Here is a 12,792-nt window from a genome sequence, read left to right as displayed (position 1 = left end):
ACTCAACTACGCCCTTTTTATTTCACCAACCCTCACCTTCGCCCAACGCTGTGCTCTTCCGCCTCCACCCTGACCATCCGGAACTCTTTCCCGACCCGCAGGCCACTGCTGGCGACGGGCCGGCCTGCTTTGGAGGTGACCTGAGCCCCGAGCGGTTACTGACGGCCTATCAACTCGGCTACTTCCCCTGGTTCAGCGAGGGAGAGCCCATTCTGTGGTGGAACCCGGACCCACGATTCGTTCTTTTCCCGGATAAATTACGGGTCAGTAAAAGCATGCGGCCCTACTTTAACCAGCAGAAGTACACCGTCCGCTACGATACCCGGTTTCGGGACGTCATGCAGCACTGCCGCGCCGTTTACCGGGAAGGACAGTTTGGCTCCTGGATCTCCGATGAATTGGTGGATGGCTTCGTAACCCTTCACGAGGCGGGGTACGCCCACAGCGTGGAAGTCTACGAAGGCGACGAACTCGTCGGCGGGCTTTACGGCTTGGCCATCGGTAAGGTATTCTTTGGGGAAAGTATGTTCCACCTGCGGCCCAACGCCAGTAAATTTGGTTTCATTACGCTGGTCCGTGACCTACAAGCCCAGGGTTTTCGTTTGATTGACTGTCAGCAGGAAACCGCCCACCTGACCAGTTTGGGTGGCCGAAACATTCCTCGTTCTACTTTTCTTGAAGAAGTGGGCCTCATTCAGGAGGATCCCACCGAGCGGGGTAAATGGGCCTGAGAAGAACTGGGCCTTCACCACGGTATGAACTGAATCCATATCCCGACGCGGAAACTCCAACCTCTCTCCGTTTAAGGCGTTTGTATTTTCCCCAACCAATTACCCCCTGCCTCAATTCTTTCTTACTCAAACCGGACGCGAAGCCCTCGACGTTCCCATCACTAGCGACCGGCTACACGTGCGCCAGTACGGGACCGGGCGGCGCATCATGATCTCCCTCCACGGCTTCGGCCGCAACGGGCGGCGGATGGAGCGTCTGGCGCTGGCGCTGGGGAATCAATTCACCACGTTCGCGCCTGATCTGCCCTTCCATGGGAAATCCGAATGGGTACAGCAGCGCTACCGGCCACGGCAAATCGCGGCCTACTTCAACGCGCTACTTTCGGACTACCACGATCGCGAAATCTTTTTGCTGGGGCACAGCCTGGGGGGGCGGATACTGAGTAACGTCCTGCCATTTTTGGAACACCCAAACATCAAGGATTTCGCCCTTGTTGCTCCCGATGGCGCGGGCGGGCGGTATACCAACTGGATCGATACCCTACCCCACTTTCTCATCAAGCCCCTCGCCAAGCTTTCCGAGCGTCCGCAGGGAATTCTGAAGCTCAGTAATTGGCTACGGAAGCGGGGAGTGATCAATAAATATTCCGCCGAATACCTGTCCTACAACCTCAAGGATGGCACCTTCCGCCGGCGCTTGGCGGGGAGCCTGCGTAGCGTACTCCTGTTTCCGCCTGACCCCAAGGGTTTACAACGTGCGTTAGAAGTCCGCAGCATGACCGCGACGGTATTTGCCGGCGATAGCGACCCTCTTTTGCACCACGACCGACTGGAGGCGGTCTATGGCCCGTTACCGTCCGTCAAGGTCATCCCGTACACCGGTAGCCACTGGTTGCCCGAACAATTGCTGTACGACTATTACCTTCACGGAGCAAAGTAACCCGCTTCCCCGTGCCTCAGCCCCTTGCTTACGATAACGTCGGTACCCTACTTGACCGAACGACACGACTCATGAAAGCCATGTACCAACGCGCTTTCCGTGGTGCCGGCTTCGATCTCACGCCCGAGCAGTGGGTGCTCATCGATCACCTCCACACCAGCGGCTCCTCCAGCCAGACCGACCTGGCGAACGGTACGTTCAAGGATGCCCCCACCGTCAGCCGCATCGTCGATAAGTTGGCGAAGAAGGGATTTGTCGAGCGGGCCCGCTTCCCCAACGATCGCCGGCGCTACCAGATCTCCCTTACCGATTACGGGGCGGAAACCCACGAAGTCCTCAACCCCATCGTAAAAGATCTCCGCATCACTACCTGGTCGGGCCTCACCGCCGGAGACCACGAAGAGTTGACGCGCATCCTTGATACCATCCGGGATAATTTTTCTACGGAAGCATAAGGGCGCTGCCGCAGGTGCCGACAAAAGGACCAAGCAGCGAAGACCAACCTATTACCTAAAGACCTATCCGACATTACGGATGAAACTCACTTCAATGGAGAATACCTACTTCGTAACCGGTATCCACACCGACGCGGGTAAAACGGTAACGTCCGCCTTCCTCCAGCTGGTGTTGGATGCGGATTACTGGAAACCCATTCAGGCTGGAGATCTGGACTTTGGGGATACGGACCGGGTAAAAGCCTGGACCGGGCTCCCCGCCGACCGCTACCTTCCCGAACGGCACCGGCTGAAAACCCCGGCCAGCCCGCACTACGCGGCGCGCCTTGACGGTATAGATATCCAACTTAGCGATTTTACCCTTCCACCCTGCACCCGCGGCAGCGCCCCGCTGATTATTGAAGGAGCGGGGGGCATTCTCGTTCCGATCAACGACCGGGAAACGGTGGCGGATTTGATCAAGCAAATAAACGTACCGGTGATTTTAGTTTCCCGCCATTACCTGGGGAGTATTAATCACACCTTATTGAGCATAAAATACCTGCAGGCGATGGATATTGAGATCGCCGGCCTGATTTATTCTGGTGGTGACAGCCCGGAAACGGTAAGAATTGTTGGGGAACAAACGGGAATCTGGCCCCTGGTGGAATTACCGGAATTTGAAGAATTGACGGCTGCCGCGCTCAGAAAGGTAGCGGAAGACTTACGACCCGTCATTCAAGGCAAATTATTGAATAAAATCAATTTGCAGTGATCTACCCGTTCATAATTTTAATTATGCCAGAGCTTCTGACTTCTCGTCCGCCAGCACCATGCGCAATTTATCTACGAGGCCGTTAAGCACCTTTTGTGCTATATCCAATGACTTCACATTTTCTTTAATTAATGATAAACGGCGGGGCGATTGCTTTAACTTTAAACCGCGCAGAACACCATCTTTAGCAATGATTTCACTAAGGGCGCCGAAAGTGGGCGATTCGTAGTACAGGCTCTGGGCGTCCTCTACGAACATACAGATCAGCTTATTATTTTTCAATACGAGGCGCTCGAAACCCAATTCGCGGCAGAGCCAGCGAAGACGGAGTCCATCGAATAACTCTTCGACTTCCTCAGGGATTTTTCCGAAGCGATCAACCAAACCAGCGGCGAAGACTTCCAGTTCTTCTTCGGTACTGAGATTGTCCAGCTCCTGATACAGCCGCAATCTTTCCTGAGTGCTCTCCACGTATAGCGTCGGAATGTGCATTTCAACGTCCGTCTCAATCGTCACGTCGGTCACAAAATTGGAGACATCGTGTACTTGCTCGGCGAATACGTCGCGGAATTCACCCTGTTTCAACTCCCGGACGGCCTCCTCCAAAATACGCTGATAGGTTTCGTACCCGATATCAGCAATAAATCCGGACTGCTCTCCACCTAAGAGATTACCGGCACCGCGGATGTCAAGATCCTTCATGGCGATATCGAACCCAGAACCCAGGTCGCTGTGCTCCTCCAGTGTACGGAGGCGTTTGCGGGCTTCCGGCGTAAGGACTGAGAGAGGCGGGGCGATTAAATAGCAATAAGCCTTTTTATTCGATCGCCCTACCCTGCCCCGCAGCTGGTGCAGATCGGACAGGCCAAATTGATGGGAATTATTGATGATGATCGTATTGGCGTTGGAGATATCCAGCCCCGTTTCGATGATATTGGTACAAATGAGCACTTCGAATTTCCGATCAATAAATTCAATCAGTGTTTTCTCTAGATTCTTTGGGTCCATCTGCCCGTGGGCGACGGCGAATTGTACCTCCGGGCAGAGCTTCCGCAACATCACCGCCATATCATTCAGCGACTTCACGCGGTTATGGACGAAAAAGGCCTGGCCACCCCGAAATACCTCGGATTCAATGGCCTCCTTGATCACCTCCTCGTTAAATTGTCGCACCTCCGTATGAATAGGCTGGCGGTTCAACGGAGCGGTACGCAGCACGGACATATCCCGCGCGTTCATCAGGCTGAACTGCAGGGTACGGGGGATGGGCGTCGCCGTCAACGTAAGCGTATCTACGTTGACCTGCATGGCCCGCAGTTTCTCCTTCGCCTTGACGCCGAATTTCTGTTCTTCGTCGATGACCAACAAACCAAGATCCTTGAACCCCACCCGCTTGCTGAGGATGGCGTGGGTACCGATCACGATATCGATCTTTCCCTCCTTGAGGTCCTTGTAGATCTGGGTTTTCTCTTTGGCCGTACGGAAGCGGTTGACGTAATCCACCACAATGCCAAATTCTTCCAGCCGCTCCTTAAAAGTCCGGTAATGCTGCAGCGCCAGGATGGTCGTGGGCACGAGCACGGCGACTTGCTTGCCATTTTCGGCGGCTTTAAACGCCGCGCGGAGGGCAATCTCGGTCTTGCCGAAACCTACGTCACCACAGATGAGGCGGTCCATGGGGTGGTCCTTCATCATATCCTCCTTGGTCGCGTTGGTGGCCTTGAGCTGGTCGGGCGTGTCCTCGTACATGAAGTTGGCTTCCATCTCATTCTGGAGGTGGCCGTCGGGCGGGAAGGCGTGGCCGGGGCTGGCCTTGCGCTTGGCGTAGAGCTTGATGAGCTCACCGGCCATGTCCTTCATCTTCTTCTTGGTCCGCGCCTTCATGTTCCTCCATGCATCGCCACCGATCTTGTCGAGGCGCGGCAGAGCACCCTCCTTGCCGGTAAACTTGGAGAGTTTGTGGAGGGAGTTGATGCTCACGTAGAGCACGTCGTTATTTTTGTAGATCAGGCGGACGGACTCCTGGGTACGGCCAGCCACTTCCAATTTTTCGAGGCCGGAGAAGCGGCCGACGCCGTGATCAAGGTGAACCACCAAGTCGCCGGGGCTCAGATCGCGGAGCATCCGCAGGTTGAGGGCACGGTCCTTGGTGAAACCCTTCTTCAGGCGGTAGCGGTGGTAGCGCTCGAAGATCTGGTGATCGGTGTAAAAGGCGGCCTGCATTTCCGGGTCAATGAATCCCGCGTGAATGGCCGTATTGATGGGTTCAAACCGGACGCTGGCTTCCAGATCTTTGAATATGGAATAAAAACGTTCAATCTGTTTGGGGTTACCCGCAAAAATGTAATTCTTAAGTCCGCCGGACGTATTTTCCAGTAGGTTGCGGATCAATAGATCCATATTCTTATTAAAGCTGGGTTGAGGCTTAGCCCGGCAGTCGATCGTCTTACAGATCTTCATCGTCTGCTTATAGTCCGTAAAGAACACGATGGGTTTTCCGGATACGTCCTGTAACACTTCCCCCGGCCGAATGAAGGCGCGGTCGTTGAACAACTGTTTTAATTCGAGGTCATCCACCACCGTCAGGTTTTGGGCGAAGGCGTTAGCTTTTTCGAAGGCTTCGTTCAGCTTATCGATCAAAAGCTGAAAGTCCCGCATCCAGATCGTTGTATTTTCCGGTAATACCTCAAAAATGGAGGTCTTCTGGTCCCGCCCGAACTTGGTATTAATATTGGGGACGATACTGACGTACTCCACGTTATCCTTACTTAATTGCTCCAGGGGGTCAAAGGTGCGGATGCTTTCGATCTCTTCGTCGAAGAGTTCGATCCGGTAGGGATATTCATTGCCGTAGCTGAAAATATCCACGATGCCGCCGCGAATGGAAAACTGCCCGGGTTCGTAGACGAATTCCTGGCGGCTAAAACCGTATTCCACCAATAATTCAATAATGGTATCGACGTCGAGGTCTTCCCCCTTATTTAATTCGATCCTTGCACTCGTTAACTCCGCCGGGGCAACGACCTGTTCGAATAATGCTTCTGGGTAAGTGACGATGATCTCCCCCTTCGATTTAGAGTGCGTGAGGTAATTGATCGTCTCCGTACGCAGCAGGACGTTGGTATGGTCCAGCACCTCAAAGTACAGGGGCCGGCGAAAGCTATCCGGAAGCAACCGGATCTGCTTCTTGGGCAGCAGCGCACTGATGGTATTCTGGATGTAGGCGGCCTCTTCCTTGTCCGTAGCCACCACCAGCGTATGTCCTCCTGCCTTCCGGTAGCATCCGGCGATGAGGAAGGATTCCAGGGCCCCGGCGAGCCCCTTGAGTTGGAGGCGGGCGGTGGGGTTCTCCGCTACGTGGCCCACGATTTCGGCGACGCGTGGGCTATCGGCGTAGCGTTGGAGGATGGCTTGGGTGGGGTCGGTTACTGGCATTGCTTAAGGTAACCTTGAATTTTGTTTCGGGGTTTTGTGTTTGTGTTGTTTTCGACAAGAAGAAAAAGGAGGCAAAGAAGTCAAAGAGGTTGACTCTTGTGGTTTGTTTTCGACAAGATGGTAAAGGAGGAAAGGGGGAACAAGAAGTTGCGGTCATTGATTCAATAAGGAGTGCACTAGTAAACCGTACGAAACAATTTGTCTTATTAGTGAATTATCCATACTTTTGTTTGCAACAGCAGAAACAATGAAACCTATTAGTTACTCAGTGGATCTTTCCACCCAAGATTTGATGTCGCTAATCGTACACGAAATGTACCAGGCATATTTTGCCTATGGCCCTGGCATCTATGAGAAAGTGTACGAAGCATCCTTAGCCGGTAGATTGCGAAAGCATGGACTTAAGGTAGAATGCCAGAGGCAGTACCGAATTACTGATGACTACGTAAATGACATATCCGCATTCTACGCCGATATGGTGGTCGATGACAGGGTGATAATCGAACTGAAATCCGTTGAAGTTATTCCTCCAATAGCTTGGACGCAGCTCCGTACCTATTTGAGACTATCAGGAATCAAACATGGTCTCTTGGTCAACTTCAATTCTCAAAAGCTCAAAGACAACATCTTCAGAGTAGTCGATGGTTACCAGTAATGGGCAGATAAGGTAAGCTCGAATGCCAATAAGAAGCCTTTAGCCGTCCATATGTCGGTAAATGCGCGACATTGAACCGGTGCGGAGCATATGGCCTCCTTTACTCCTTTTCCTCTTTATCCCCTTGTCGAAAACGATCCAACGCACCCAACTCCCTTTCCCTCCTTATCCTCTTGTCGAAAACCGTGCGCAGCACACCCATCAACTCTCCGCCCGCACCATCTCCACCACCGCCTTGATCCACCGCGGGTCATCATTCAAACTCGGCACCAAATCAATCTTCTCCCCACCCCACTCTTCAAACTCTTCTTGGTACTCCAAACCAATTTCGATCGTCGTCTCCAGGCAATCACTTACGAAGGCCGGGCTGAAACAGAGGAGGCGTTTGGCGCCCTTCTCCTTCGCCAACTCCTCCAGAATATCGATGGTATAAGGCTTGGCCCAGTCATCAAAACCGAGGCGGGACTGGAAAGAGGTAGTGTACCGGTCCTCACTCAAACCTAGTTCCGCCGCAATCGCGCGGGTCGTCGCGAAACACTGGGCGCTGTAGCAAAACTGGTTCACCTGCTGGATGGAGTGGCAACAACTCGAGGTACCGTCCGCGTAGCAGTAGCAATCGGAGGCATCCGCTTTTTTCAGTTGCCGTTGCGGCAGGCCGTGGTAGCTGAAGATGATGTGGTCGTAGTCGTCCAAACCACCCATGTCGCGGGCGTTGTCGGCGAATACTTTGATGAGGGCCGGGTGCTCGTAGTAGCTATTGACGAGGTTGACGTTGGGGATCGTCTGCTCCTTGCTCAAGAGCCGCATCACTTCCTGGTGGACGCTGCCTGTCGTTGCGCTCGCGTACTGGGGGAAGAGGGGGAAGACCGTTACGGAGCTCACGCCGGCGGCCAGCAATTCCTGGAGGGCGGAGTCGATACTCGGGTTCTGGTAGCGCATGGCGAGGCGAACTTCGTACTCGTCGCCCAGCTCCTTGGCCACGTGCTCCACGAGTACTTCGCCGTAGTACTTCAGGGGGCTGCCGTTTTCCGTCCAGAGTTCCTGGTACAGTTTGGTGGAGCCACCGGGTTTGAAGGGGTTCACGATACCGGAACGGATGGGGGCAATGATGCCGCGCACCAGCACTTGTTGGGCCGGGCCGGGCAGGTTATCAATCACCCGGGGGTCGGTCAGAAACTCGCCGAGGTAGCGATTTACTGCTCTGGGGGTGGGTGCGTCCGGCGTCCCCAAATTGACGAGGAGGACGCCCTTTTTTCCAAAATGTTGCTGTACGTGCATAGGGTACGAAACCGCCCAAACCAGCTTTGGTTGCGCCTTATTTGTCACGGTTCCATCCGGGTTTTTGGTCCGTCCATTTTACTGCCGTTGCCTACTTGCTACTTGCCCCTTAACATTGCACCCGCGGCAGCGCCAAAACCGGCTTCGCTACTCTTCATTTCCCTTGCGTTCCGCGGGGAGGGCGCGTAATTTATTCAGGTCAATCAACCCGAAACCGAGTGCCAGCAGCAGGCCACCGAAAAGCAGCAAACTGAACGCAAGCAGCCACGGCACACCTCGCCAGACGAGGGCGCTGCCGCAGGTGCCCAGCAATAGGATAAAAACGAGGACCGGGCCCCAACCAATAACCCTCAGCGAAATACCGAGCCAACGGTGGGCTAAAAACAACTGCGTTAACGCAATGAAGGACTGGGTGACCAGCGTCATCACGGCCGCCCCCACCGCCCCGTAGGCCGGCAATAGCAACCAATTTCCGCCGATATTGAGGACGATGCCGAAGACGTAAACGTAGTTCATCCGCCCAATGAAGCCCGCTGCGCTGAGTAGGGAACCGTAGGCGTAGTTCAGGCACTGAGCCACGAAAGTGACGGCCAGTGCGGAAAGGATCAAGCCCGTACTTTCGTTAGCGAAAACGTACAGCAGATCCACAACCGGCTGAGCGTACAGGGCCAGCGGAACGGCCGCACATACCGAACCGGCCACAAGTAACCGAGCACTGAACTTGAGTAGCGGACGGATATCCTCCCCCGCCGCCCGCATCCGCGCGTACATGGGGATGAGGAGCCCCGCCAGTAACCACCCGACCATATTCATCGCATCCAGCAAACGGTAGGCGGCGGCGTAGTGGTTGGACTGCACGTCTCCGTCCGGCAACAGGCGCTCAATCATGACGGCATCGATCCGGGAATAGGCTACGGTGAGGAAGACCGCCAGGGCGAACGGTGCCCCACCCCTCAGTAATTCCGCCATCCGGCCACGTTCAAAGCGGGGTAACTTCTGGGGGAGACGGTCCCAAACCACGTAGAGCAAACCGGCCGCCGTAAGCCCCCACGCCAGCAGTTGTAAGCTCGCGAAACGGAAGATCGTCAAGTGCTCCGGGGCGAAGAGCAATAGGCCACCGACCGTGATGATCAGCAGGGTCTTATCCAGCACGCTGAACCACCCGTCCAGCGCGTACCGGCCTAAACCAGAGAGATTGGACCGGAGGTAAAGCACCAGCGAGTTAAAGAATTGAACCGTTCCTGCCAGGACGAGTAACTGAATTTCCGTCCGCGTATACCCGATCCAGTTCCCCACCACCAAAAGGGCCAGAAAAAAGACTGACCCCAAAATAATCTTCAGCCCGATGAAGTAAGGAAAGTAGGCGGCAAGTCGGTCACGGTCCCCACTCAGTTCCCGACTGTTGTACAACTGGAGCCCAAAATCCGCGATGACCTGCAACAGCATCCCCAACCCGAGAAGGCTGAAGTACAAACCGTAATCCCCTTCCGGTAACGTGTTCTGGACGACACGCTCTACGCCAAAGAGGTAAATCCCCTTCACCAGTAGGTTAAGGGACACCTGGAACAGCGCGTTACGAAAGAATTGGTTGGTCATTTAAAGATGGGTAAACCCGTAATTGGATAGCCCCGATCCCAAGCCCGTTGCCCGGGAAGCCTTGACGATGCGGCAATCCGCCACAAGAACGGTAATTTCACCCCGAAAGACTTAGCTACTCCCCCTCCCAAGTCCGAAGGACTATAGACTACAGACGAAAGACTGCAGACTATAAACTGCAGACTATAGACTACAGACTAAAGACTAATAAATGCCCCTTTCCATCCTAATCATCAACGGCCCCAACCTCAACCTCCTCGGCAAGCGCGAACCGGAGATCTACGGTGAGGACACTTTCGACGACTTCATGATCCACCTAAAGGGGAAATTCGTCGATGCGGACGTAGACCTGTCTTACTTCCAATCCAATCATGAGGGGGAGTTGATCGATAAGCTGCACGAGGTAGGGTTTGATTACGACGGCATCATCCTCAATGCCGGTGCCTACACCCATACTTCAGTCGCCTTGGCGGATGCGATCAGTGCCATCAAAACGCCGGTGGTGGAGGTCCACATCAGTAACGTCCACAAGCGGGAGGCCTTTCGCCACCACTCCTACATCAGCTCGGTGGCGGAGGGTATCATTATCGGGTTCGGCCTGAAGGGATACGAATTGGCGGTGGAGTACTTCGTGTGAGGACGGTCCTGACTTGAACTTCCCCGAAAAACAAAGAGGAAGCAAGGACCGCAGCCCTTCTTCCTCTTCTTCGAAACAGCCGTTGATAAAACTAGTGAGTATAAAACGAGGCTGTTAAATCTTTCATCATCAAAACTGCCCTTAAAACGGTGGCGACCTTTAATGCGCTGCCTGATGGTCCGAAAAAAGTTTTTTAGGCGGGGTAAGCTTCCCGTAACAGCTTCGGGTACAGGGCAATAGCCTCCTCAATTTCCCGCACGTAAATGAATTCATCCGCCGTGTGGGAGCGAGCGCTATCTCCCGGCCCCAACTTGAGCGTCGGGAATGGCATCAAGGCCTGGTCACTCAGCGTAGGGCTTCCGTAGAGCACCGACTCCGGCCGCACCACCCGCCCCGCTCGCACAAGGGCGTGGTCGGCGGAAATTCGGCTCGATTGTAGGCGGAGGCTGCGGGGCGTCAGGGTAGCCGTAGGACAAATGACTTGCAATTCCTCCACCGCTTCCTCATTGGTGTACTGCTCGTTGACGCGGAGATCCACCAGGAAAGCGGCCCGGTCCGGTACTACGTTGTGTTGGGTGCCGCTGTTGAGGACGGTCACAGTAGCGTGGGTCGGGTCCAGCAAACTACTGGGGCGGGTAAAAACGTGGCCGCGAATCGCCTGGATGGCATCGAGGGCCAGGTAGAGGGCGTTCGTCCCTTCCTTGCGGGCGGCGTGGCCGCTTTCGCCGGTAGCGAGACCGTCGAGGACGACGAGGCCGCGTTCGGCTACCGCGAAATCTAGTAAGGTGGGTTCCCCCACAATCGCGGCATCCACCTTACCGAGGAGGGGCAGGACGGCCGCAATCCCGTTCGGCCCGCTGATCTCTTCTTCCGCGGTGGCCGCAAGGATGAGGTTGCACCCCAGCGAAGCATCGTTCTCTAATTCAACAAAGGTGGCGACCAAACTGACGAGGGCGCCCCCGGCGTCGTTGCTCCCCAAACCGTACAATTTGCCGTCTTCAATATCCGGAGCGTGCGGGTCGCGGGTGTACCCGGCCGCCGCTTTGACGGTATCGTGGTGGCTGTTCAGCAGGATTACCGGACGACCTTCCACCCAGTTGCGGGCCTTCAACCAAACGTTATTCAGGTGGCGGTTTGGCGCGAGGCCCCGTTCCCGCAAAAATTGCTCCAGGATATCCGCAGTAGTTGATTCCTGGCGCGAAAGGGAGGGCGTGGCGATTAGTTGTTGGAGGAGTTTTATGTACATGACATGAGGGGCAAGCGCGACAAAATATGGGTTTAGGATTAGAGAACTACACTAGCGTCAATCGTAACAGCGGGAACACAAAAGCACGCAAAAACAGAAACACATAAAAGTGATAGAATTGAATATTCCTACGATTAGAAAAACAGGAAATACAAAAGTTAATCTTGAACGCTACTTCTCAATTGCCTCAATCACTTCTTTGACCCGCTCATTCGGCACCAGCATACTCAGGGTATAATGCTTGATCTTCCAGTCGCTGTTACCATCGCGTTCAACGACGGCCGTACCCCGGCAGGGCCCCATCCAGGTGTCGAGGACTTCGTCCCACCAGGCGATCTGCCGGTCTTCGTCGTAGAAGACGTGGCGTTCGCTGGCGGTGAAGGACCAGGCTTTGCCCCGGGCAAAATAGGGTGCAGCGAAGCTCAGGAATTCGGCCTTCGTCCAGTGCTCTCCTTTGTCGGTACCGAGGTAAAATCCGTCGTCGGCGATGGAACCGAAGAATACGGTGGAATCGGTTGTGGATGCGGCCCGGTGCCAATTGGTGGCCAACGTTTCAATGTCCGCTTTAGGGTCTGGGGAGGCGCTCAATTCCTGACAGTCGCCCTCCGCGTCCCGCCGGGTGTCCGTGATGTGGAGGATGCGCCAGCGGTCCGTTGCGCTATCCTTTACGAGTTGGAAGGCGTTCGTTCCGCAATGGTGCAACTTCCCGTCGTAGTAAAATACGTAGGGCACCCAGGCGCTGGCCAGGAAGCCGTCCGTCCGTGTTTCCGTGTAGGCGGTGCGTTCATCCCAGGCACCGGCTTTCGCCGCGGCTATACCCTGAAACCAAGCGTCGATGCTGCCTTCCTGGACGATCGTTTTACCCGTAGGCAGGGTGGTCACGGAGTAGATATCTGCTTCCGGGTGAAAGTGGTCGCGCAGGCCCGTAGTATCCGCCTTGCGCATGGATTCCCAGACGCCATCGATCACCTCACGCGGCGAGGTTTGGGCGGATATTGCCCCGGCAAACAGCAGGAAAAAGAAGAGAAGTCTATTTCGCATATCCAGTTCCTTAAACAGCAAAGC

The 12,792-nt window shown here is 54.9% G+C and carries 11 protein-coding genes; 6 read left to right on the top strand and 5 right to left on the bottom strand.

All coding sequences use genetic code 11. The features are described from left to right. Window positions 1–50: 50 nt before the first annotated feature. From aat to bioD, 4 genes are all read left to right on the top strand, one after another. Window positions 51–731 (top strand): leucyl/phenylalanyl-tRNA--protein transferase, encoded by a 681-nt coding sequence (aat, locus tag A3850_RS08580; RefSeq protein ID WP_068215616.1) that lies wholly within the window; start codon window positions 51–53, stop codon window positions 729–731. Between the two features lie 178 nt (window positions 732–909). Next, window positions 910–1,671, top strand: a complete 762-nt coding sequence (locus A3850_RS08575) for an alpha/beta fold hydrolase (RefSeq protein ID WP_068215614.1) — start codon at window positions 910–912, stop codon at window positions 1,669–1,671. 11 nt (window positions 1,672–1,682) lie between these two features. Continuing rightward, window positions 1,683–2,126, top strand: coding sequence for a MarR family winged helix-turn-helix transcriptional regulator (locus A3850_RS08570; protein WP_082921708.1), 444 nt, complete (start codon window positions 1,683–1,685; stop codon window positions 2,124–2,126). Window positions 2,127–2,220: 94 nt separating this feature from the next. Continuing rightward, window positions 2,221–2,880, top strand: a complete 660-nt coding sequence (gene bioD / locus A3850_RS08565) for a dethiobiotin synthase (RefSeq protein WP_068219586.1) — start codon at window positions 2,221–2,223, stop codon at window positions 2,878–2,880. A gap of 21 nt (window positions 2,881–2,901) precedes the next feature. Here the strand turns inward: bioD and mfd are convergent, their stop codons facing one another. After that, entirely contained in the window at window positions 2,902–6,315 is a 3,414-nt protein-coding gene (mfd, locus tag A3850_RS08560; protein ID WP_068215612.1) for a transcription-repair coupling factor, read from the bottom strand. 247 nt (window positions 6,316–6,562) lie between these two features. Here mfd and A3850_RS20575 point away from each other — a divergent pair, with 247 nt between their 5' ends. Further along, window positions 6,563–6,970, top strand: coding sequence for a GxxExxY protein (locus A3850_RS20575; RefSeq protein WP_068215606.1), 408 nt, complete (start codon window positions 6,563–6,565; stop codon window positions 6,968–6,970). A 201-nt stretch (window positions 6,971–7,171) separates the two neighbouring features. Here A3850_RS20575 and hemH read toward each other — a convergent pair whose 3' ends face one another. Both hemH and A3850_RS08540 read right to left on the bottom strand, forming a co-directional pair. Beyond that, window positions 7,172–8,248 carry a ferrochelatase gene (hemH, locus tag A3850_RS08545; RefSeq protein ID WP_068215605.1) on the bottom strand — a complete coding sequence of 359 codons (1,077 nt, stop codon included), beginning with the start codon at window positions 8,246–8,248 and terminating at the stop codon, window positions 7,172–7,174. 147 nt (window positions 8,249–8,395) lie between these two features. Continuing rightward, the gene (locus A3850_RS08540) at window positions 8,396–9,844 is read right to left on the bottom strand and encodes an oligosaccharide flippase family protein (RefSeq protein WP_068215603.1); all 1,449 of its coding nucleotides are present in this window, start codon (window positions 9,842–9,844) and stop codon (window positions 8,396–8,398) included. Between the two features lie 211 nt (window positions 9,845–10,055). Here A3850_RS08540 and aroQ point away from each other — a divergent pair, with 211 nt between their 5' ends. Next, window positions 10,056–10,481: a type II 3-dehydroquinate dehydratase gene (gene aroQ / locus A3850_RS08535; RefSeq protein WP_068215601.1), complete on the top strand. Its 426-nt coding sequence runs from the start codon at window positions 10,056–10,058 to the stop codon at window positions 10,479–10,481. Between the two features lie 193 nt (window positions 10,482–10,674). Here the strand turns inward: aroQ and A3850_RS08530 are convergent, their stop codons facing one another. Together A3850_RS08530 and A3850_RS19915 are read right to left on the bottom strand one after the other, a co-directional pair. Beyond that, window positions 10,675–11,727, bottom strand: coding sequence for a M20/M25/M40 family metallo-hydrolase (locus A3850_RS08530; RefSeq protein ID WP_068215600.1), 1,053 nt, complete (start codon window positions 11,725–11,727; stop codon window positions 10,675–10,677). Between the two features lie 171 nt (window positions 11,728–11,898). Further along, window positions 11,899–12,768, bottom strand: coding sequence for a nuclear transport factor 2 family protein (locus A3850_RS19915; protein ID WP_157500995.1), 870 nt, complete (start codon window positions 12,766–12,768; stop codon window positions 11,899–11,901). Window positions 12,769–12,792: the final 24 nt, after the last annotated feature.

The organism is Lewinella sp. 4G2 (genome assembly GCF_001625015.1).
In the GTDB taxonomy this organism is placed as follows: Bacteria; Bacteroidota; Bacteroidia; order Chitinophagales; family Saprospiraceae; genus Neolewinella.
This window is presented reverse-complemented; position numbering and strand designations above follow the sequence as displayed.